18 protein-coding genes are annotated in these 20989 nt (G+C 44.6%); 11 read left to right on the top strand and 7 right to left on the bottom strand.

Features of this window, described 5'->3' with window-relative positions; all coding sequences use genetic code 11:
- The first annotated feature begins 16 nt into the window (after positions 1-16).
- Positions 17-2122, top strand: coding sequence for a bifunctional rhamnulose-1-phosphate aldolase/short-chain dehydrogenase (locus M0C34_RS00630; RefSeq protein ID WP_248715569.1), 2106 nt, complete (start codon positions 17-19; stop codon positions 2120-2122).
- 388 nt (positions 2123-2510) lie between these two features.
- Here M0C34_RS00630 and M0C34_RS00625 read toward each other — a convergent pair whose 3' ends face one another.
- Positions 2511-3338: a helix-turn-helix domain-containing protein gene (locus M0C34_RS00625; RefSeq protein WP_248713740.1), complete on the bottom strand. Its 828-nt coding sequence runs from the start codon at positions 3336-3338 to the stop codon at positions 2511-2513.
- Between the two features lie 222 nt (positions 3339-3560).
- Between M0C34_RS00625 and rhaB the strand changes: the two genes are divergently transcribed.
- The 9 genes from rhaB to fucO all read left to right on the top strand — a co-directional run bounded on the left by rhaB (position 3561) and on the right by fucO (position 13346).
- Entirely contained in the window at positions 3561-5057 is a 1497-nt protein-coding gene (gene rhaB, locus M0C34_RS00620; RefSeq protein WP_248713739.1) for a rhamnulokinase, read from the top strand.
- Complete coding sequence (gene rhaA, locus M0C34_RS00615) at positions 5020-6282, top strand: L-rhamnose isomerase (protein ID WP_248713738.1); 1263 nt, start codon at positions 5020-5022, stop codon at positions 6280-6282. Before rhaB ends, rhaA begins: the two co-directional genes overlap by 38 nt.
- 76 nt (positions 6283-6358) lie before the next feature.
- Entirely contained in the window at positions 6359-7357 is a 999-nt protein-coding gene (gene rhaS, locus M0C34_RS00610; protein ID WP_248713737.1) for a rhamnose ABC transporter substrate-binding protein, read from the top strand.
- 74 nt (positions 7358-7431) lie between these two features.
- Positions 7432-8940, top strand: a complete 1509-nt coding sequence (locus tag M0C34_RS00605) for a sugar ABC transporter ATP-binding protein (protein WP_248713736.1) — start codon at positions 7432-7434, stop codon at positions 8938-8940.
- Entirely contained in the window at positions 8937-9920 is a 984-nt protein-coding gene (locus M0C34_RS00600) for an ABC transporter permease (protein ID WP_248713735.1), read from the top strand. The genes M0C34_RS00605 and M0C34_RS00600 overlap by 4 nt, the downstream gene beginning before the upstream one ends.
- Positions 9921-9940: 20 nt before the next feature.
- Entirely contained in the window at positions 9941-10945 is a 1005-nt protein-coding gene (locus M0C34_RS00595) for an ABC transporter permease (protein ID WP_248713734.1), read from the top strand.
- Positions 10946-10973: 28 nt separating this feature from the next.
- Positions 10974-11300, top strand: coding sequence for an L-rhamnose mutarotase (gene rhaM / locus M0C34_RS00590; RefSeq protein WP_248713733.1), 327 nt, complete (start codon positions 10974-10976; stop codon positions 11298-11300).
- Positions 11301-11355: 55 nt separating this feature from the next.
- Positions 11356-12183 carry a rhamnulose-1-phosphate aldolase gene (rhaD, locus tag M0C34_RS00585; RefSeq protein ID WP_248713732.1) on the top strand — a complete coding sequence of 276 codons (828 nt, stop codon included), beginning with the start codon at positions 11356-11358 and terminating at the stop codon, positions 12181-12183.
- A gap of 11 nt (positions 12184-12194) precedes the next feature.
- A complete protein-coding gene (fucO, locus tag M0C34_RS00580; protein ID WP_248713731.1) occupies positions 12195-13346 on the top strand; it encodes a lactaldehyde reductase in 1152 nt (383 codons plus the stop codon).
- A gap of 185 nt (positions 13347-13531) precedes the next feature.
- Here fucO and M0C34_RS00575 read toward each other — a convergent pair whose 3' ends face one another.
- The 6 genes from M0C34_RS00575 to nirB form a co-directional block, all read right to left on the bottom strand.
- Positions 13532-13738 (bottom strand): DUF3565 domain-containing protein, encoded by a 207-nt coding sequence (locus M0C34_RS00575; RefSeq protein WP_248713730.1) that lies wholly within the window; start codon positions 13736-13738, stop codon positions 13532-13534.
- A gap of 8 nt (positions 13739-13746) precedes the next feature.
- Positions 13747-14172, bottom strand: a complete 426-nt coding sequence (locus M0C34_RS00570; protein ID WP_248713729.1) for an Lrp/AsnC family transcriptional regulator — start codon at positions 14170-14172, stop codon at positions 13747-13749.
- A 246-nt stretch (positions 14173-14418) separates the two neighbouring features.
- A complete protein-coding gene (gene cobA / locus M0C34_RS00565; RefSeq protein ID WP_248713728.1) occupies positions 14419-15186 on the bottom strand; it encodes a uroporphyrinogen-III C-methyltransferase in 768 nt (255 codons plus the stop codon).
- Positions 15187-15385: 199 nt separating this feature from the next.
- Positions 15386-16198: a formate/nitrite transporter family protein gene (locus M0C34_RS00560; protein ID WP_248713727.1), complete on the bottom strand. Its 813-nt coding sequence runs from the start codon at positions 16196-16198 to the stop codon at positions 15386-15388.
- A 34-nt stretch (positions 16199-16232) separates the two neighbouring features.
- Complete coding sequence (nirD, locus tag M0C34_RS00555; RefSeq protein WP_371923105.1) at positions 16233-16556, bottom strand: nitrite reductase small subunit NirD; 324 nt, start codon at positions 16554-16556, stop codon at positions 16233-16235.
- 2 nt (positions 16557-16558) lie between these two features.
- On the bottom strand, positions 16559-19117 hold the full coding sequence (gene nirB / locus M0C34_RS00550) for a nitrite reductase large subunit NirB (RefSeq protein WP_248713726.1): 2559 nt from the start codon (positions 19115-19117) through the stop codon (positions 16559-16561).
- A 539-nt stretch (positions 19118-19656) separates the two neighbouring features.
- Between nirB and yjeH the strand changes: the two genes are divergently transcribed.
- A complete protein-coding gene (yjeH, locus tag M0C34_RS00545) occupies positions 19657-20928 on the top strand; it encodes an L-methionine/branched-chain amino acid transporter (RefSeq protein WP_248713725.1) in 1272 nt (423 codons plus the stop codon).
- The last annotated feature ends 61 nt before the right edge of the window (positions 20929-20989 follow it).

The raw sequence follows: 20989 nt of genomic DNA, 5'->3' as shown, positions 1-20989 counted from the left end.
ACAAGGAAAGCGAGTGATGCAATCAACAGCTGGAAGCGAATATTTAATACCCAATGCATGGGACGAAGACTACACTACAGGGTTTTCTGAAGCTCAGTTACTGGAATACCGCTCTAACCTCCTAGGTTCGGATAAGCGTATTACCAATTTTGGCGGGGGAAATACCTCATGTAAGCTACTCGCCGACGATCCCCTAACAGGCGAACCATGTCAGGTTTTATGGGTCAAAGGTTCTGGAGGTGATATCGGCAGCATGAGCTTATCTGGTTTCGCGACGTTGTACCTAGACAAATTAATACGTCTCAAAAGTTTATATCGGGGTGATGAACACGAAGACGAAATGGTTGACCTACTCTCGCATTGTACCTTCAATTTAAATACTCGAGCCGCAAGTATTGATACACCGCTACACGCCTACCTACCATATACTCATGTTGATCACTTGCACCCTGATTCTGTAATTGCTATTGCGGCTAGCGCGGAAAGCAAACAGCTAACCCAAGAAATTTTTGGCGGTGATATTGGTTGGTTAGGCTGGCGACGCCCAGGGTTTCAGTTGGGTTTGGAACTCGAAAAAGTCGCACGGGAAAATCCAGAGATCAAAGGTGTTATTCTTGAATCTCACGGTCTCTTTACATGGGCTGATTCGTCTAAAGAATGCTATGAGCTTTCTTTAGACACAATCAACAAAGCTCAACAATGGCTAGATACACAACTCACAGAAATCGAAGCATTTGGCGGAGCGGCTACCCCGTCATTAGCGAGCGACGAGCGCCGACGTGTTGCAGCCACACTAATGCCACTTATTCGTGGAAAAACAAGTACACAACAACGACAAATTGGGCATTTTAGCGACACTCCAGACGTGCTCGAATTTGTAAATAGCCAAAACCTCAAGCCACTGGCAAACCTTGGCACCTCCTGTCCCGATCACTTCTTACGAACTAAAATCAAACCAATGGTCTTAGATTGTTCACCTGAATCGGGAGGGCTGGAAGCGCTAGTAACAAGCTTAGACATGCAACTAGAAGACTACCGAGCCGACTACGAAGCTTATTACCATCGCTGTAAAAATGCGAGTAGCCCTGCGATTAGGGATTCAAATCCGGTTGTCTACCTTATTCCAGGCGTCGGCATGATCACTTTTGCCAAAGACAAGGCCACCGCACGCATAGCGAGTGAGTTTTACACCAATGCCATCAATGTGATGAAAGGGGCATCGGGGGTCGGTGAATACGTCGGCCTAGATGAACAAGAAGCATTCGATATAGAGTATTGGTTACTCGAAGAAGCAAAACTACAGCGAATGCCAAAAGCAAAAAGTCTCGCGGGGCGCGTCGCATTTATCACCGGTGGCGCCGGTGGTATTGGTAAAGCAACCGCTGGGCGCTTGCTACAAGAGGGGGTCGCAGTGGTGTTGGCGGATATAGATGAAAAATCCCTTGAAATAGCAAAAGATGAATTCTCTCAAACTTTTGGCGCGGATGTTGTTCGCAGTGTGGTCATGGATGTCACCAGTCCAGAGAAGGTCGATAGTGCTTTTATTTATGCCAGCCTTGAATTTGGAGGTGTCGATATTGTCGTTTCGAATGCGGGGATTGCATCGTCTTCTCCATTAGATGAAACTAGCCTAGAGAACTGGGAATTTAATCAAAAAATACTTTCTACCGGTTATTTCTTGGTATCTAAGGCCGCATTCTCCCATATGAAAGCGCAGTGTTTAGGCGGCGCGATTATATTTGTAGCCAGTAAAAATGGCCTTGTTGCATCAGCAAATGCCGCTGCATACTGCACCGCAAAGGCAGCTGAAATACAACTAGCTCGATGTGTAGCACTGGAGGGCGCTCCTCTCGGAATTAGAGTTAATGTAGTCAACCCTGATGCAGTGCTTAGAGGCTCCAAAATTTGGACAGGCAAGTGGAAAGAAGAACGTGCTAGCGCATATAAAATGTCTACAGATGACCTTGAAGAACATTATCGCCAACGAAGTTTACTTAAACGCAATGTGTATCCTGAAGATATTGCGGAAGGTGTTTATTTCTTTGCCGCAGATATTTCATCAAAATCAACGGGCAATATCCTCAACGTTGATGCAGGGCATGCCCCATCCTTTACTCGATAATTATTTGCTAGACGACAAACATTTTCACTCATATCGCCAGGATGTATTAAACCGTACTCAGTTGCTAATGTAGCGACTAGTACGGTTTTTTAGTAAAAAACCATCAAGCATCGTCGTATCTGCAAGTTTATGTTGGGTGCTTACAGAGGAGTTGCCATACCCCTTTTTATTCTTGGCTAAGCGGTATATTTGGCTTCGCAAAACATGGTATTTTTACCGGTAGTCTAAGACCGACACTCCCAACGACATGAAGCTTTATAACCCTTACGGCTCAGAACTATTTAACAAATACACGTTGATTAGGTAAGCTTTATCGTGGGAAAAAGCATGGTGCAGCACTGAAGGGGAATAGACATTTAGCTAAGGACTTATACGTGTAGCAAAAACCTTAGTTTTTAAGCCTGTATTGTTCTCGTATATCACGAGGAGTTTTATTAATCGCTTCTTTAAACTTAGTCGAAAAATAATTGCTATCCCTGTATCCCACATCGAATGCGATCTCAGTGACAGATTTATCGCTATGAATCAATAAATAGACTGCTCGCTTTGCGCGGATGAAATGCAGGTATTGGGAGAAATTCATTCCGGTGACTTTTTTGATGTTTTTTGAAAGAACTCTTGGGCTTAAGCCAACATATTCAGCAACCCCGTCTGAGTGAAGAGGCAATTGATAGTTCTTATTGAGATACACTAGCGATGAGGTCAATTTGTCTTCATTAGATAATAGACTTAAATCGTCAATTCGCCCCCGCCAAAGCTCTACAATTAGCTGCTGAAAGAGTAATTCTGAAATAGCTTTAGAGGCCAAATTATTAATATGAGACTCGTAGTCAAGACGTTCGATAATGTAGGTAACCCTTAATGCTGCATCATCTTCAATATACCAATCTGAAGCCTGACTTGATGGGCTCGGTAGGTAGTCACTAAGATTCATAGCACTTTTTATTTTATCTCTTTGAAACAATACGTTACTAAGGTAAAGCCCTTGAACGCTTTCGAAAAGATGTCGGTCATTGTGGTTAATAAAGCACACATAATTTTTATTTAGATTCATAGGGACATCGTTGACAACATGAATACCTTGCCCCTTTGTCACAATAACGATTTCTTCAAAAGAATGGCTATGTTCGGGAAATGGCGATTGAGGCTGCCTAAGCTCGGTTGTTATTGCGCAACTAGAATCTAAAAAGAATTCATTAGGCTTAAGGTGAATCATCCATTCCCTCCCATTTTTTAAGCAGATCTATGCATTTTGACATCTTAACATTCACTATAGATGTACAAACAAAACCTTGGTTTTAACATATTCGAAAACGTGAAGTTACGAGTCTGTAACTTTGTTTTTTTACCGCAGATTGTGAAATAAGCGTTTTTTTCCAAAGGTCGGTGCGTGACTATCTGCATATGATTTAACCATCAAATGAGAGGTTTTGATCAAATGAACAAAATGTTGGCAATAGATATAGGTGCGTCAAGCGGTAGGGTTATCCTTGGAATATACGATGACCAAACTCTGCAAATACAAGAAATACATCGTTTTGAGAACGGTCCCGTTTTTCGCGATGGACAAGCTTGTTGGAACCTAGACTATTTACTCCTCGAAATAAAACGAGGTATCGCTATGGCGGGCGAAGCTGGTCATGTTATCGAAAGCCTTGCGATTGATACTTGGGGCGTTGATTTTGTTCTTTTGGATGTACAAGGTAAGCAGTTGGGCGAGGCAGTTTCCTATCGCGATGATCGCACTGCAGGCATCCAAAATAAACTCAATAAGCTAATATCTCGTGACACTATTTACAGTAAAACAGGTATTCAGTTCCTCGATTTTAATACGCTGTATCAACTTACAGCATTAATGGAAAATCCACCTAGTTGGATTAATTCGGTGGCGAGGCTTCTTTTTATACCTGACTATTTAAGTTTTAAGTTAAGTAAAGTTCAACACTGTGAATATACCAATGCTTCAACCTCTCAACTTCTTAATTGTGCCAATGGAGAGTGGGACAAAGAGCTATTAGATCTAATCAAGGTTCCTGAGCATTGGTTTTTGCCTGCCGAAGCACCAAATAGATTAGTTGGTTATTATCACAGTAAAGCAGCGGGTCGCATTCGTGTTACCTCAATCGCCAGCCACGACACAGCATCTGCAATTTTGGCCTTACCAGTTACCGGTCAAGACACCGTTTACATCAGCTCTGGTACTTGGTCACTGATGGGGTTTGAAAGTGAAGTTGCAATTAATAATCCCTTAGCTCAATCATTCAATGTGACCAATGAAGGTGGTGCAGAGAATCGTTTTCGAGTCTTAAAAAACATCATGGGTCTATGGTTGATTCAAAATGTACAAAAAGAGCTGGGAGAGTATAGCTTTACCACTTTAGTGACATTGGCTAAACAGAGTGAACCTTTCAGAAGCTTAATCGCACCCGACCACCCCCGTTTTCTAAACCCTGTTTGCATGAGTACCGCTATTCAAGACTTCTGCGAAGAGACAGCACAAGCCGTACCGGAAACACCTGGAGAATTTGCTCGCTGCATCTTTGAAAGTTTAGCCTGCCAATATCGAAAAGTTTGGTTAGAGCTTAATCAACTCAACCCTGCAAGCCTAAATCGGATTCATATAATTGGGGGCGGGATACAAAACAAACTCTTAAATCAATTATGTGCTGATGCTTGTGGCGTAGAAGTCAGCGTTGGTCCTATTGAAGCCTCAGCGATAGGTAATATCTGCGGCCAGCTTATCGCCCTAAAGCAAATTGATTCAGTGCAGCAAGCTCGCAACATTGTGTCCAATTCGTTTCCAATTGAAACCTATAAACCGAATCAATCAAGTGACTTTCTTAGCCATTGGGCCAAGTTTGAACGCATAAGTCTAGATACCCCAGAAAGGAACAACAATGAACACAAAAGAACAAATTCAATCGAGTTATGTTAACGCCCAAAAGATCTTTTCTGAACTGGGAGTTGATTGCGAAGAAGCCATGGAGTTGCTGAACGGTATTCCAGTATCTATGCATTGCTGGCAAGGGGACGATGTGTCAGGGTTTGAAGACCCCGATGGTGAATTAACAGGGGGGATCCAAGCCACAGGTAGCCACCCTGGTAAAGCCAAGTCTCCAGCCCAACTCAGGGCAGATATTGACTTCGCCATGTCTATGATACCTGGAAATCTACGCTTAAATTTACATGCTATATATCTAGAGTCGGATACTCCAGTAGAACGTGATGAAATTAAACCCGAGCACTTCGCCAATTGGGTTGATTGGGCGCGTGATGCAAGGGTAGGTTTGGACTTCAATCCATCATGTTTTTCTCACCCTTTGAGCGTTGACAATATGACTTTGTCACACCCAGACAGTGAAGTGAGAGATTTTTGGGTTAGGCACTGTATTGCCAGTCGTAAAGTATCTGAGTATTTTGGTAAAGAATTGGGTACACCATCAGTGATGAACATTTGGGTTCCTGATGGCTATAAAGACGTACCGATTGATCGCCTTGCACCGCGCAAACGATTGGCGGAATCTCTTGACCGTATTATCGCGGAACCAATTTCGAAGAAATTCCACAAAGATGCAGTGGAATCGAAGCTATTTGGTATAGGCACGGAAGCATATACAGCAGGTTCGAATGAATTTTACCTTGGATACGCTGCAACACGAGATGTAATGCTGTGCTTAGATGCGGGGCACTTCCATCCGACTGAGGTTATTTCGGACAAAATTTCGTCGGTTTCAATGTATGTTGATGAGTTATTACTGCATGTTAGCCGCCCGGTCCGATGGGACAGTGACCATGTGGTCATGCTGGATGATGAAACACAGGCGATTGCGAGTGAAATTATTCGCAATAATTTAACCGAGCGCGTCAATATTGGATTGGACTTCTTTGATGCGTCAATCAATCGAATTGCCGCCTGGGTTATCGGTACAAGAAATATGAAAAAAGCGCTGCTAAAAGCGCTTTTAGAGCCAACAGATCAACTTAAAGATATTGAAAACGCCGGTGATTTTACTAGCCGCTTAGCACTTCAGGAAGAAGCAAAATCACTTCCATGGGCTGCCGTTTGGGATTACTACTGTTTACAACAAGGCGTACCAGTTAGGGCTGACTGGCTTAAAGACGTCAAACAATACGAGCAGGAGGTTCTGCTTAAAAGATAAATCAAGGACAAATAGCAGTTTAACTAAGGACTGAAATTTACACCTACATTGTGACCTACTACATGGAGTTTGAAAGATGAAACTAACAAAAATAATAAAAGTGACCCTAGTCGCAACAAGCATCATAGCAAGTTCATTTGCGCAAGCAGCGAACTTAAGAATTGGCTTGGTTGTGAAAGCCCAAGGTATCGGTTTTTTTGAAGCTGCCTATAAAGGAGCTAAAGAAGCGACAGCAGAGATAAAAGATGATATTGAAATCATTTATACCGGCCCTGTTACTCCAACAGCGGAAGGGCAAATTGAGATAATTAATTCTCTCATTTCACAAAAGGTTGATGCCATCGTTGTTTCAGCAAACGATCCTGATGCTCTCGTCCCTATTTTAAAACGAGCTCAGCAACGGGGTATCAAAGTAGTGTCATTTGATTCGGGTGTTGCTGCCGCTGGCCGCCAGATTCACCTTAATCCATCAAGTAATGAACTGATTGGCAGAATGAACATTGAACTTGCCGCTGCCGCTCTTAAAGCTGCAAATAGTACTGAGGGTGATATTGCCATCTTAAGTGCTTCTCCCACCGCGACAAACCAAAATATCTGGATTGGCGAAATGGAAAAAGCGCTACCCGATTTCCCGCAACTTAATTTAGTAGCAACAGTTTATGGGGATGACCTAGCGGATAAAAGCTATCGAGAAACCCAAGGTTTAGTGAAAACTTACCCAAATCTAAAAGCCATCGTCGCACCAACTACCGTAGGTATTTTGGCTGCAGCACAAGCAGTTACCGATATGGGAAAAACCGGTGAAGTATTTGTGACCGGACTAGGGCTACCTTCTGAACTAGCGGGCCATGTTGAGTCTGGCGCAGTAAATAGTTTTGCGATTTGGAACCCCATCGACTTAGGCTATGCAGCAACCTATATTGCCTACAACTTGATACAAGATAATGCCAGTGACACACAAGTAGAAATGGGACGAATGGGCGTAGCAGAGCTAGATGCTGAAGGAAATGCTGCAATGTCATCTCCTTTTGTTTATGACATCAGTAATGTCGCTGAATTCGCTAAAATTTTCTAGGTAGTGCCGACCCTTGTTGGTTGTCTGTGTTTAGGCATGACAGTCAATAGGGGTTAGCCAAAGAAGGCAAGATTATGTCTGAAGTAAACCCTATTTTTTCTTTGCTGAATGTAAGTAAACACTTTCCCGGTGTAAAAGCATTAGACAAAGTTAAGCTTGATTTATATCCCGGTCAAGTAACCGCTTTAGTAGGCGAGAATGGAGCGGGGAAATCTACGTTAGTGAAAGTAATGACTGGTATTTATCAGCCTACTGAAGGAGAGCTATATTTAGATGGCAAACCGGTAAACATCACTACACCTCAAGATGCGCACAACAACGGCATTACCGCCATTCATCAAGAAACAGTATTGTTTGATGAACTTAGTGTGATGGAAAATATCTTCGCCGGTCATTATCTGCAATTGCCTTCTGGTCGCCTAGATTGGAAGAAAATGGAACAAGAAACAACACGTATATTGTCCGAAATTGAAGCACCTCTAGCCCCCAAGAAGCTATTAAAAGAGCTCAGCATAGGACAGCGACATATGGTCGCCATTGCACGAGCGTTATCTTTTGATGCGCGGGTTGTTATTTTAGATGAGCCTACCGCGGCGCTTTCCTACCGAGAAATCGAAGAATTTTACGCCATTGTTTACCGCTTACAGAAAAAGGGTTGCGCGATATTGTTTATCAGCCACAAATTCGACGAAATCTATGCCATTGCCGACCGCTTTACCGTATTTCGCGATGGCTGTTATATAGGCGAAGGTAAGATTGCCGAAGTTGAAGAAAAAGAGCTGGTTTCAATGATGGTCGGTCGAAGCATTGATACGGCGTTTCCTAAAACAGAGGTAGCGCTTGGTGAGTGCATCATTGAGGTCAAAGACTTTTGCCATCCAACTGAATTTGATGCGATTAACTTTAAGTTACACCAAGGTGAGATTTTAGGCTTTTATGGCTTAGTCGGTGCAGGTCGCACTGAAGTCATGCAGTCACTGTTCGGTGTCACCAATAATGCTAGCGGGCAAATTATCGTTAATCGTGAAAAGCTTGCTATTAAGTCCCCCAGCGACGCAATTAAAGCGGGCATTGTTTATGTTCCTGAAGAACGCCAAGCGCAAGGTACAGTGCTCGAATTTCCGATTTATCAAAACATCAGTTTGCCGCAACTAAACAAAATTAATTCCAGTGGTTTTTTAAATATTCCTTCCGAATATAGCTTGGCTGGTAAGTACGCTAAACGGCTAAAAGTCAAGGCTCCAAATTGGAATGAAAAAGTAGAGAACCTGTCAGGTGGAAACCAACAAAAAGTGGTGATTGGCAAATGGTTAGCGACCGAGCCAAAGGTCATCATTTTGGACGAACCAACTAAAGGCATAGATATTGGTTCAAAGGCTGCCGTGCATGAATTTATGTCCGAACTTACAGAACAAGGCCTGGCAGTGATCATGGTTTCGTCTGAGTTACCAGAGATTATGGGCATGGCTGACCGAATTATCGTTATGCGAGAAGGCCTCATGGTTGACGAATTCAAGCGCCCCCAATTCTCGGCTGAACAGCTTGTTAGTGCCGCGACGGGTATGACAGGAGAATTAGAATGAAAACGCTACTAAAGAATCGTGAGGCGCAGTTAGCCTTAGTTATATTGTCACTACTGGCAATGATAGGTGTCATCATCCCTGACTTTTTGGCTTTTTCCAACCTGCTTGGTGTTTATACCGATACCTCGATATTGATCATCTTAGCGCTAGGGCAAATGCTGGTGATCATTACCCGCTGCATCGATTTATCGATCGCGGCTAATGTGGCGCTAACAGGGATGGTTGTAGCAACAATCAACAGCATCTACCCCGATTTTCCAGTCCCCGTGATTATTCTGATTGGCGCAAGCTTTGGCACCATGTTGGGCATGCTAAATGGCTGGTTGGTGTGGAAAATGAAAATCCCATCGATTGTGGTGACATTAGGAACCATGGCCATCTTTAGGGGTGCAGTTTTTTTAATCAGCAAAGGGGCATGGATTAATGCCCACCAAATGAGCGCATCATTCTTAGAAATCCCTCGCTTTGTGTTTCTCGGTCTGCCAATACTGGGGTGGTGTTCGGTGCTTGTCATTGCGGCTATGTACTACTTTACGCGCCATCGTCAATTAGGTCGAAAAATATATGCGGCGGGCAATAGCCCAACAGCGGCATATTACATCGGCGTTGACGTTGGCAAGAAACAATTCATTGCTTTTACCATTTCGGGACTGCTCGCTGGGATTGCCAGTTACCTTTGGATTTCTCGCTACGCGGTAGCTTATGTCGATATCGCTAACGGTTTTGAAATGCTAGTGATTGCGTCATGTGTGATTGGAGGAGTCAGTATCGCTGGTGGCACGGGTACAGTTATTGGCTGCGTTTTAGGCGCGTTATTCCTAGGCATCATTAATAATGCCTTACCAGTGATTGGTATCTCACCTTTCTGGCAAATGGCTATTTCAGGCTCAGTCATCATTCTTGCGGTGATAGCTAACTCGCGTTCGGAACGAAAAGCCGGCCGAATAATTTTGCGTAAAGCGGTTCAAAATGCCTCTTGATTGTTGTTAAGGACAATACCATGGAAAAGATCAACAACAGTTCCTTTGAAACAAAGGACATTGAGAAAAAAAGTTTACCAAGCTGGGTGTTCAGCTGGGAGTCCTTTTTATTGGCGACCACAATTTTAGTGTTCTGCATTAATTGCTTAGCATCACCTTATTTCTTAGACGCATGGTCACTGTCTGATGCAACGTTTAACTTTTCAGAAAAAGCAATTATCGCACTACCGTTAGCACTCGTTATCATCGTTAGAGACATCGATATATCGGTAGCATCCATCATAGCCTTAAGCTCAACGGCGATGGGCTTCACCGCTGAAGTAACCGATAGTTTGGTGCTAATTTGCTCAGCTGGAATAATTGTCGGTACGCTTTGTGGTGCCTTGAACGGATTACTTATTACTAGACTTAATATTCCCGCTATCGTGGTAACCATCGGCACCATGAGCTTATTTAGAGGGATTACTTATATATTACTTGGCGACCAAGCCCTAAAGAATTATCCCGAAAGCTTTTCATTTTTTGGACAAGGTTATGTCGCCCCTTTCATAGGATTTGAGTTCGCAAGCTTTCTAGTCATCGCGGTTCTATTCTACATTCTCTTACAAAAAACCAACTTTGGTCGTCGAACTTATGCCATCGGTAACAATCCTACCGCTGCGTATTACTCAGGTATTAATGTGGCCAAACACAAGCTGATCATATTCATCATGGTTGGGTTCTTTTGTTCTATTGCGGCCATTATGTTGACCTCTCGATTAGGTAGCACCAGACCGACTATTGCTTTGGGCTGGGAATTGAACATTATCACTATGGTGGTACTTGGAGGCGTCAGTATTCTTGGAGGTTCAGGCACAATTGTTGGCGTTGTTATTGCGGTGTTCTTAATGGGGTTGGTGAACTCTGGTTTAGGTCTGATTAATGTTCCCGGCATTGTTATGTCTATCATCATTGGGGCAATGTTGATTTGCGTAATCGCCCTGCCCGGCGCGTTCCAAAGCCTTCGAAATAAAGTCGGTAAGTAACGTCGATTACTACGCAAAGGAAGCAACCATGGCTGACTCCAGGATTCGAAAAGCATTTGTCATGCAGTTAAACCCAGGCTGCCAGCTCGCCTATCAACAGCGTCATGATGAGATCTGGCCTGATCTGGTTCAGGTGTTACGTGAGCATGGCGCAAGTAACTATTCAATATTCTTAGATACGCCATCAAACCAACTATTTGGCTACGTAGAAGTCCAAAGTGAAGAGCAGTGGAACAGGATTGCCGAGACAAACGTTTGTCAGCGATGGTGGGCCTATATGCAAGACATCATGGCTAGCAATGCTGATAACTCCCCCGTGAGTCGTGAGTTAAGCAGCGTGTTTTACATGGTCTAGAACTGTAACCAACATTTTTTTGTAACTTATATATGTTTCTTATCAAGGGTAAAAAATGAAAACTCATATCGAGCTAAATGACGCAGTATTGCAGGAAATAACCAAGGTCTCTGAGGTAGGTTCGTATTTATGGTTACGTGAATGGGCAGAACGTAACGGCGGAAATATATCGGTTGATTTGACCGATATATTTGGTGAGCTGGATGGCGATATTAATCTCTTCCCGCATTGCTTTCTTAACAGTATTGGCGAGTTTTCTTTCCCTAAAGAAAGTGCTGGGCATATCTTTTTTGTTAAAGGTACTGGTGAACGGATCCGAGAATTAAGTCGCCCTGAAGATGCCGGTTGTGTACTCCGTATCGATGATGAAGCTAAAGGTTACCACATACTTTGGGGAGGCCGTGGTCAAACCGATTACGCGCCAACCAGTGAGTTTATTTCTCATGTGGAAATAATAATCGCTAAGCAAAAAGCGGGGGCAGCAGACCGCTGTGTTGTTCACACTCACCCATTAGAACTCATTATGTTATCCCACCACCGCGACTATGTGAGCAGCGATGAAATCTATACACACGCTTGCTGGAAGATGTTACCCGAAGTCAGAGCGTTTGTTCCACGAGGCATTGGCATCGTGCCGTACTGCATGCCTGGCAGTCAAACCATGGCTAATACAACCACTGAAAAACTGATGCGCTATGACGTTGCCGTTTGGGAAAAACATGGCGCTGTGTCTACCGGCCAAGATGCCTTAGAAGCGTTTGATTATATAGATGTTGCAAATAAAGGGGCGAAGCTGTTTTTAGGCTGTCTCGCCAGTGGATTTGAGCCAGAAGGGTTAAGCCTCGATGACATGCAGGATCTAAAAGAGACTTTCAATCTATAGGAGCGTTAAACATGTCATTTGCACTAAATTTACCCAAACTAAGTTTTGCTGGTCCCGGCGCAGTAGTGGATGCAATCGAAGAATTAGCCAAGCAAAAAACCAATCGTGTTTTATTGGTCACGGATAGTAACCTCATTAAATTAGGTATCTTGAACGACGTATTTGCCCAATTTGAATTACACAATATATCTTACGCACTATTCGATCAGGTGACCCCAAATCCTACCGCAAGCCTTGTTCGCCAAGGCTATCAAGTATATTTGGACCATGAATGCGATGCCTTTATGGCTGTGGGAGGTGGTAGTCCAATGGATTGCGCTAAGGCGATTAGAGTGATGGCTTCAAACCCAGGTCGCGATATCTGTGATTTCAACGGGGTAGGACAGGTCACCCACCCAGGGCAGTTTTTTGTTGCCGTCAATACCACAGCGGGAACGGCAGCTGAAATGACGTCAAACTCGGTGATCACCGATGAAAAAAAACAAGTCAAAATGGTGATTATTGACGCCAAACAGATCCCTGACATAGCGGTAAACGATGCAAATTTAATGCTTGATTTACCGGCCAATGTAACAGCCGCTACCGGTATGGATGCCTTGACTCATGCGATTGAAGCTTACGTGACGCCCGGCGCACATACTTTGACTGAGCCAACGGCTCGTGAAGCTATTAAACTGATTCGTCAATGGCTACCCATTGCTGTTGCTGATGGTAAAAATGTTGAAGCGCGCGATAAACTCGCTTGTGCGCAATTCTTGGCGGGCATGGCTTTTAACAGCTCGGGGCTTGGACTGGTGCATGCAATGGCGCACCAACCGGGCGCAACACATAATCTTCCACATGGAGTGTGTAATGCAATTTTACTTCCCTATGTTTGCGAATATAATGCCAAATATGTCCCAGAGCGTTACAAACTGGTCGCCGAGGCATTACTTGATCAAAAGCTAGATATGAACGATGTACAAGGTGCTGAGAAGGCAATTGAGCTAATTAAAGAGCTATCGTCTCAGGTCAAGATCCCCAACGGATTTAGCGACTTAGGTATTCAAAGTTCTGATATAAGGGTTTGGGTTGGAAAGGCAATGGTTGACCCATGCCTGCCTGGTAACCCGCATTTGCCAACTGCCGAAGAAGTGGAAAGTATCTATGAGCTAGCCATGTAATCAGCTTTAGAGCTCGCATAGCATTCTAATTAGTCATCATTAGCGGTGACTCCAGCAGTGTTATGCGAGGCTTCATATTTACCAGAGGTAACTATGACTCTTTAGCGCCATAAAGTCATAAATACAATTACTAACCACTCAACACAAAAAAATTAAATGTGACGTGATGATTAACTAAAAGATCATTAACTCCAATCTCGGGGCGCTAAGTCTAAACATTTGGTACACGACAAATGCTGGCCTAACATGCTTGAGCGCCCTTTGTAGGTGGCGACCCAAGGACGGTTTTGCCAAGGAGGGATATGCCGTACATGTTGAACATGACCACAAGCTAGGCGAGCCACCCAGTGTTGCTCACTATCAAGCTGAAAACCCACAATCACTCTTTTCATGGCCACCCTTAGCGCCTGAACATATCCCGCAACACCATGTGAGTGCGCACCATCACCATTTTGTCCATCTGTTCCAACTGCAGGCGAATCTCTTCTAGGCGAGCCATGGAAGGCACTTCAACATACAACAACATATCGACGTCTCCCGAAATCGCCTGACACCGCTTTATTTCAGGAATACCACGCATAAATGCGGCATAAGCTTCGCAATTGTGTTCGTTATAGCGTAGTTCGAAATGAGCAGCAATAGGCGAATCTTGCTTAGCCAGACCAACGCTTGCATGATAGCCACTGATGATGCCTAGCTTTTCAAGATTGCTGATTCGCTCAGCGGTAGCTGAACGAGATAGGTTGATCGCCCTGGCGATTTGACTCACGGGTGTGCGTGCGTTGTCGACTAACAAGGCCACTATCTTTTGATCGAACTTATCCAAATATTTACTTCCGTATAGTTACTGGTATGGCTGCACCAACTCGCTTTGGTTATATCAGGCCTATCGACTTGGCTCAAGACACAGAACAATTTATAAGCCCAACGAAGGTAAGTAGCAATCTAAAAAAACACGCCAAGGGCTTCTAGCTGAATTTTTAAAATGACCGTGAATCACAAATATAACCGTTTATTTTACAGGAAGGGAGTGACATCAAGCCAGCCATCGGCTGGCTTGATAGGTAAAGGTCTATTCAGGCTTATACCACGCTAGCTCTTGATGCAGCTCTGTGACACTGCCCACGACGATTAATGATGGGCTTTGTGCTTGCCCAGCTAATTGCGCTAATTCGGCTAAGGGGCCAGTTAATACTCGCTGTTGTGGCGTAGCGCCCTTTTCAATGATGGCGCAGGGCGTGCTTTCTGCTAAGCCGTTTACCACTAAGTTAGCTTGAATTTGTGGGCACTGTTTTAAGCCCATATAAAACACTAAGGTGTGGTTAGATTGAGCTAAAGATGGCCAATCAATGTCTTCACCATGTTGCTTTAAATGGCCGGTAATAAATTGCACACTTTGCGCATGATCGCGATGAGTTAAAGGGATACCCGCATAGGCTGTACAACCCACTGCTGCGGTTATGCCCGGCACCACTTCAAAAGCGATACTTTCTGCCACTAAAGACTGTAACTCTTCACCACCACGACCAAAAATAAATGGGTCTCCGCCTTTTAAACGCACCACGTGCTTGCCCAACTGTGCTTGGTCAACCAAAATCTGGTTAATTTTTGGCTGCGGTACAAAGTGATGGTCTAGCTTCTTGCCTACATACACCATCTCGGCGGTAGGCGAGGCTAAGTCAAGGATGTCTTGTGACACTAAACGATCGTACACGATAACGTCGGCGGTGCGGATCCGCTTTACCGCTTTTACCGTGAGTAAATCTGGATCGCCAGGGCCAGCGCCAACTAATGAAACAAAACCCTGAGCATGACTTAGGCTAGATGGAGAATCGGGCATCAACGGCGTCCTATGAAAATTGCTTACTAAATATGGTACGAATGAACCAGTATTCTGGCCAAAAACGTAGAATATCAGTTCAGTGAGTTGCTGCCCACTTTAGCCTTAGTAGAAGATAGTCTTTAATATACAAAAAGCCCCTAAGCACAAATTGGCTAGGGGCTTTTTATCTTGCTATTGGGGCGATAGCTTTGGCTAATTAAGCCGCATTACGCTGTGGCAAGGTTTTACCGTGAGTGAAGTAAATGCTCATACCCGTCACTAATAAACCACCTACGATGTTGCCTAGGATGACAGGAATAAGGTTCCAAGTTAACCAATCAGCAATCGTGAACTCTGCACCTAACATCATCCCTAATGGGAACAGGTACATGTTTACTACCGCGTGTTCAAATACCAAACCAAAGAAGATAAAGATAGGGAACCACATCGCCAGTACTTTACCGCCAACGGTTTTAGAGGTCATAGCGCCCACGACACCTAGGCATACCATCCAGTTACATAAGATGCCTTTTACAAATACGGTGATCCAGCCATTTAAGCCATGCTCTGCAAAGCCTAAAGTTCGCGCGGTAGACGCTTTAATGAAGGCTTGGCCAACAGCGCCAGGCTCTACACTGAAATTCATGGTAAAGGTTAAGGCAACCAAAAATGCTACCGATACTGAGCCAATCAAGTTACCTAGACCCACTAAACCCCAGTTACGCAATACGCCAGCTTTGGTTACGCCTGGGCGTTTTTCTAACAAGGGTAATGGCGCTAGCGCAAATACACCGGTCATTAAATCAAAGCCCATTAGGTTCAAAATACAAAAGCCCACCGGGAATACCAAAGCACCCACAATTGGCATGCCGGTTTGCACTGCCGCTGTAATCGCGACCGCTACAGCGATAGCTAAAATAGCACCCGCCATGATGCCGCGAATAATGGTATCGCGGGTAGACATAAATACTTTGCTTTCACCGGCATCGATCATCATCTGAGCGAATTCAGCAGGTTTTACATAAGACATATTGGTCCTTAATTTAACGTTAAATCGAAATTCTTTACGCGCTTACAGCAACCTTGCCGGCGCTCACTTTTACTGGATAACTAGCCACTGACACCATTGGGTTTTCTAAGCATTTACCGCTCTCTAAGTGGAAGCGTTGCTTTTTTAGTGGGCTAGCGACCCAAAGTTGGCCTTGATGCTCACAAATCAAACCGCGTGATAACACGTTAGATTGAGCAAAAGGGTCCATATTATTAATGGCGAATACTTGTTCATCATCTCGTGGACGGAACAAGGCAACTTGAGCTCCATTCACCAAGGCGCAAATACCCGTACCGGGGGTGATGTCGTTTAGTTTACAAACTGTTTCAAAGCTCATGATTATGCCTCCAACTCAACATGTAGGATGTCGCCTTTTGCGCTCGGATTTTTTTCTGTAAAGCTAGCGGGGCGATGCTGTTCGCGTTCAGCCACAAACACCACGTTGTCATCACGCTGGTCACTGTTAATGAAGTGAGCAAAGCGCTTAAGCTGAGCTTCATCATTAATGGTATCGGTCCATTCACAACTGAAGTTTTCGATAAGCTTGGCGACATCGGCTTCTAGCTGCTGATTAATGCCTAACTTGTCGTTCTCGATCACTTCACGCAGGTAATCTACGCCGCCTTCCAAATTTTCTAACCACACAGAAGTACGTTGTAATTTGTCAGCGGTACGGATGTAGAACATCATGAAACGGTCTACATACTTAATTAAGGTTGCTTGGTCTAAGTCAGCGGCTAGCAAATCACCGTGGCGAGGTTTCATGCCACCATTACCGCCAACATACATGTTCCACCCAGCATCGGTGGCAATAATGCCTAAATCTTTACCTTGAGCTTCAGCACATTCGCGAGTACAACCTGATACGCCAAACTTCATTTTGTGCGGAGTACGAATACCTTTGTAGCGGTTTTCTAGCATTACCCCTAGACCAACACTGTCTTGCACACCAAAACGACACCAGGTGCTACCTACGCAGGTTTTCGCCATACGCAATGCTTTACCGTAGGCTTGGCCAGTTTCGTAACCCGCCTCAACAAGCTTGCGCCAAATGGTGGGTAAATCGTCTTTTTGTGCGCCAAATAAACCAATCCGCTGGGCACCGGTTACTTTGGTGTAAAGTGTGTACTCTTCCGCGACTTCCGCTAATACGGCCAGTGCTTTAGGCGTGACTTCGCCGCCAGGCATACGTGGAATAACCGAGTAAGTGCCATCTTTTTGCATGTTGCCAAGGAAATTATCATTGGTATCTTGCAGGCTAACCAGTTGTGGCGTTAATACGTGGTCCCCCCAGCATGACGCCATGATAGACCCAACCGCAGGTTTACATACTTCACAGCCATAACCTTTACCATGTTTAGTCAGTACTTGGTCAAAGCTTTTTAGGCCTTCAATACGGATCAGGTGGAATAACTCTTGGCGTGAATATTCAAAGTGTTCACAGAGGTGGTTTTTGACTTCAACACCCGCTTTGGCAAGCTCGGCGTTAAGCACTTGGCCAATTAGCGGTAAACAACCACCACACCCCGTGCCGGCATTGGTAGAGGCCTTAATCTCAGCCGCCGTGGTTTGTCCATCGGCAACCGCTGCCGCTATCTTACCCTTGGTAACATCGAAGCAAGAACAAATCACAGCACTATCAGGCAATGAGTCAGCCCCCATTGTGGGTTTTTCACCCCCCGCATGAGCAGGCAAAATCAATGAATCGGGGTGTTCTGGCAGATCCATATCGTTCAGTTTAAGCTGAAGCAAGTTGCCGTAATCAGCAGTGTCACCCACCAATACCGCACCTAATAATTTTTTGCCATCTTCGGAAACGATTAAGCGTTTGTAAACGCCCTCTTCATCATTTTGGTATACGAAACTCTTACAGCCCGGCGTGCGACCATTAGCATCACCGATGCTACCTACCTTTACCCCGAGTAACTTAAGCTTGGCGCTCATGTCGGCGCCTTCAAAGGCATTATCTCGGTCTAATAAATGATCAACCGCCACTTGCGCCATTTTGTAACCAGGCGCCACTAAACCAAAGAAGCTTTCATTCCAAGAAGCACACTCGCCGATGGCATAGATGTTCTGGTCTGAACTTAAACATTGATCATTAATGGCGATGCCGCCGCGCGGGGCTATCGCCAACTCTGACTGACGCGCTAATTTGTCTTGTGGGCGAATACCGGTAGAGAAAACGATGAAGTCAACTTCAAGCTTCGTGTCGTCAGCAAACTGCATCGTATTGCGCGCTTGCTCGCCTTGCGCCTGAATTTCTAAGGTATTTTTGCTGGTGTGCACTTGCACGCCCATACGTTCAATTTTATTGCGTAGTAATAAACCACCTTGCTGGTCTAATTGCTCAGCCATTAATACCGGTGCAAACTCAATCACGTGAGTTTCTACACCTAGCGCTTTTAGTGCGCCAGCGGCTTCTAGACCCAATAAGCCTCCGCCAACAACGGCACCACTTTTACTCTTTTTAGAGCAGGCCTCAATCGCTTTTAGATCTTCAATGGTGCGGTAGACAAAACAATCTTTGTTCTCACTGCCTTTAATCGGCGGCACCCACGGATAAGAGCCAGTGGCCATAACCAGTTTGTCATAGTTAATTTCACGACCCGTGCTTGAGTAAACCACTTGTTGGTCGCGATTGATGTTAATTGCGCGTTCACCCAACAATACTTCAATGCCGTGCTTCTCGTAGAAACCATGTTTAACTAACGACAACTCTTCAGCGGTGTGATGAGAAAAGTATGAAGACAAATGAACACGGTCATAAGCGACGCGAGGTTCTTCACAGAAAACCGTCACGTCGAACTGGCTCAAATCGGCCTTTTCAACTAAATCTTCTAGGTAGCGATGACCAACCATACCGTTACCAATGACAACTAGCTTCAACTTGCTCATAGACTTCCTAGGGACAAAATCAAAATAATGCGCGGATAATAGGATGTAACAAAAATAAATAAATGATGTAGATCAATAACAACTTCAAACTACCCTAAAGAGGTATATCGCTCAAAAACCACACAGATGATGTAATTTCATTACACTTTGGTAATAAAGTGCCGCTAAAATAGACGTTTTTCTGAGAACGTGTTTTTGTAAACAAGACAAATTATTTTTTACAAAATCGCTATAAGTAACCAATATCAGCAAGTTTTGAAGCTCAATCATGCAAGCGAAGGGGCAGATAAAATCATAGTAAGGTTAACTAAATGTTATTTGACGCATCTGATGATTAATGACGGTTTACGCTCGACTTCCTGTGAGTCTTAAATGATGGATGGGGCGGCAATAGCTGCCACTAAAAGGCCCTAAACCACTGACCGTTAATTTCACGGTCACTACCGACAATATTTCTTTTATTTCCGATAACTTAACAGCTAACCCAGCGCCACTTCAGGCGTATCATCATAAATTCAAAGCCGCCAGAGCAAAATCAAATGAGCCGTCTAAAGCAACAATTAGGAATTAGCCAAGGAGTCGCCTTATTGGCTACCTCATTATTAGGAACAGGGATATTTGTGGTTCCAGCCATTGCTGCCAGTGTGGCCGAACGCCACTCGCTGGTTGCTTGGCTGCTGCTGATTGCCTTGGTATTACCTATCGCTTTTACTTTTGCCGCCTTAGGTAAGCGCTACCCACATGCCGGTGGAGCCGCGCACTTCGTAGGCAAAGCCTTGGGTGGGCATAGCGAAAAACTCACGGCGTTTTTGTTTATTTCCGTGCTACCTGTGGGTTTGCCTGCCGCCTTAGTCATGGCAACGGGCTTTTGGCAATCTTTATTCTCAATCAGCCCATTAATGGCTTTAGTCATTCAACTTGGTACGCTGCTCGCCATCCTATTACTGGGTTTAGGTGGTGCCAAGCTATCAGGGAATGTGCAAGGGCTTATTGCTTTAGCCATCATCGCTTTAGTGGCCGCACTGTGGTGGCAAGCGGATATAGTCATCACTGATTACGCCCTACCGGAGCAGCTCTCCAGCCCAAGTATCGCACCAGCACTAGCGGTAATGTTTTGGTGCTTTGTCGGCATTGAAGCTTTTGCCCATATGGGGGAAGAGTTTCGCCAGCCCAAGCGTGATTTCCCCATCGCTTTAATACTCGGGGTATTCGTGGCTGGTGCTGTCTATTGGGCAGCTTCGGTTGTGGTACTAAAATATGGTGCTTATGGTGACCAATTAGCCAATACTCAATCCCTGCCGCACATCGTTGCACTGCTGTTTGGTCAACAAGCCAGCTGGTTAGCCGCGATAATTGGTTATTTTGCTTGTTTCGCCAGCATCAATATTTACATTCAAGGATTCGCCCGATTATTGTGGAGCATGGCTGACGAGGGGCAACTTCCCAAAAAGCTGGCTTACTTATCGCCAAATAAAGTGCCAACTTATGCCTTATTTGCCATTGTGTTGGCCTGTGTGCTCAGTTGTTTTGTGGCTTGGTCATTTCAGTTAGCGCTAGATGATTTGATCCGCTATGCCAACGGTAACTTCATTATGGTGTATTTGCTCAGCATGCTGGCAGGCGTGGTTTTGCTTAAAGGCTTTGTGCGAATACTCGCTCTGATAGGCTGTGCATTATGCTGCTTGTTACTGCTCGCTCTGGGACTACAAAGTGTATATGCCTTGCTGTTATCGGTGATCTTTTTAGTGCTTGGTAGCGGCTGGGATAAATTGTCACAACGAAAGCTTGCTCAAAACAAAACTATTTCGTAGGCTAAAACTTCACCATCAAGGAAAAGCTATGACATGGTTAACCACACTGCCGCTAATCAGT

Origin of the sequence: Agarivorans sp. TSD2052, from assembly GCF_023238625.1 — a bacterium.
Classification (GTDB): domain Bacteria; phylum Pseudomonadota; class Gammaproteobacteria; order Enterobacterales; family Celerinatantimonadaceae; genus Agarivorans.
Note: the sequence above shows the minus strand (reverse complement) of the source record. Positions and strands in the feature narration are given on the sequence as shown.

Excerpts from the sequence above, each read along its gene's own strand:
- M0C34_RS00630 (WP_248715569.1), top strand. The coding sequence starts at position 17 with ATGCAATCAACAGCTGGAAGCGAATATTTAATACCCAATGCATGGGAC.
- M0C34_RS00625 (WP_248713740.1), bottom strand. The coding sequence starts at position 3,338 with ATGATTCACCTTAAGCCTAATGAATTCTTTTTAGATTCTAGTTGCGCA.
- rhaB (WP_248713739.1), top strand. The coding sequence starts at position 3,561 with ATGAACAAAATGTTGGCAATAGATATAGGTGCGTCAAGCGGTAGGGTT.
- rhaA (WP_248713738.1), top strand. The coding sequence starts at position 5,020 with ATGAACACAAAAGAACAAATTCAATCGAGTTATGTTAACGCCCAAAAG.
- rhaS (WP_248713737.1), top strand. The coding sequence starts at position 6,359 with ATGAAACTAACAAAAATAATAAAAGTGACCCTAGTCGCAACAAGCATC.
- M0C34_RS00605 (WP_248713736.1), top strand. The coding sequence starts at position 7,432 with ATGTCTGAAGTAAACCCTATTTTTTCTTTGCTGAATGTAAGTAAACAC.
- M0C34_RS00600 (WP_248713735.1), top strand. The coding sequence starts at position 8,937 with ATGAAAACGCTACTAAAGAATCGTGAGGCGCAGTTAGCCTTAGTTATA.
- M0C34_RS00595 (WP_248713734.1), top strand. The coding sequence starts at position 9,941 with ATGGAAAAGATCAACAACAGTTCCTTTGAAACAAAGGACATTGAGAAA.
- rhaM (WP_248713733.1), top strand. The coding sequence starts at position 10,974 with ATGGCTGACTCCAGGATTCGAAAAGCATTTGTCATGCAGTTAAACCCA.
- rhaD (WP_248713732.1), top strand. The coding sequence starts at position 11,356 with ATGAAAACTCATATCGAGCTAAATGACGCAGTATTGCAGGAAATAACC.
- fucO (WP_248713731.1), top strand. The coding sequence starts at position 12,195 with ATGTCATTTGCACTAAATTTACCCAAACTAAGTTTTGCTGGTCCCGGC.
- M0C34_RS00575 (WP_248713730.1), bottom strand. The coding sequence starts at position 13,738 with ATGAAAAGAGTGATTGTGGGTTTTCAGCTTGATAGTGAGCAACACTGG.
- cobA (WP_248713728.1), bottom strand. The coding sequence starts at position 15,186 with ATGCCCGATTCTCCATCTAGCCTAAGTCATGCTCAGGGTTTTGTTTCA.
- M0C34_RS00560 (WP_248713727.1), bottom strand. The coding sequence starts at position 16,198 with ATGTCTTATGTAAAACCTGCTGAATTCGCTCAGATGATGATCGATGCC.
- nirD (WP_371923105.1), bottom strand. The coding sequence starts at position 16,556 with ATGAGCTTTGAAACAGTTTGTAAACTAAACGACATCACCCCCGGTACG.
- nirB (WP_248713726.1), bottom strand. The coding sequence starts at position 19,117 with ATGAGCAAGTTGAAGCTAGTTGTCATTGGTAACGGTATGGTTGGTCAT.
- yjeH (WP_248713725.1), top strand. The coding sequence starts at position 19,657 with ATGAGCCGTCTAAAGCAACAATTAGGAATTAGCCAAGGAGTCGCCTTA.